The 826-nt window shown below is 43.5% G+C and carries 1 protein-coding gene and 1 pseudogene; both read right to left on the bottom strand.

Annotated elements, in window-relative coordinates; translation table 11 throughout:
• A pseudogene (locus A3735_RS01015) lies at positions 1–263 on the bottom strand (formyltetrahydrofolate deformylase); the annotation flags it as partial.
• Between the two features lie 128 nt (positions 264–391).
• On the bottom strand, positions 392–826 hold a 435-nt coding region (locus tag A3735_RS01010), incomplete at its 5' end, for a fumarate hydratase C-terminal domain-containing protein (protein WP_197485563.1).

The raw sequence follows: 826 nt of genomic DNA, 5'->3' as shown, positions 1-826 counted from the left end.
TTCTTAGTATTAGAATCGCTAATACTCCATGACATGGAAAACTCTTTGGCAATGGGTTCAAACACTGTTTTGAAGTTTTCCAGATCAAAAGGAATCGAACTCGCCTTGATCTCATTGCGCATAAAAAACCAGCCGTTCTTCTGGTCGGCATGGTAACTCGCTTCAGTGATCCAACCATTATAAGTTGCCAGAAAGTTACTGACTTTTGCGACTATACCAGTACGGTCAGGGCAAGAAACGACAAGACGATAGGTTTGTTCCATAATATTTTACTGCTTCCACAATCGTTTAAGGACTAATTTGTATTCAGACATAGGCGCTCAAAATAAAAAAGAGAGCCACGAAGACTCTCTTTATTATAGATAGGTCTGAGATAATTCAAGCTTATCTCTTATTCAGACTTTGCCGCAATGATCTTCGCCTGCCATTCTTTTGGCGCAGTCTGGTGAACTGAAATACCCTGACTATCAACGGCAACTGATACTGGCATGTCAACCACATCAAATTCATAAATAGCTTCCATACCTAGTTCAGGGAAGGCAACCACTTCAGCATTCTTGATTGCTTTTGACACCAAGTAAGCCGCGCCACCCACTGCCATCAAGTATACTGATCCGTATTCTTTAATCGCATCAATCGCCACCTGGCCACGCTCGGCTTTACCGATCATGCCCATCAGGCCAGTTTCTTTAAGAATGGTATGTGTAAATTTATCCATACGTGTTGCCGTAGTCGGGCCAGCAGGGCCAACAACTTCCTCACGAACCGGATCAACAGGCCCAACGTAGTATATAAAGCGGCCTTTCAAATCTACTGGCAGCTCTTC

Source organism: Oleiphilus sp. HI0061 (genome assembly GCF_001635675.1).
The sequence above is the reverse complement of the archived record's forward strand: the minus strand, read 5'-3'. Positions and strand labels throughout refer to the sequence as shown.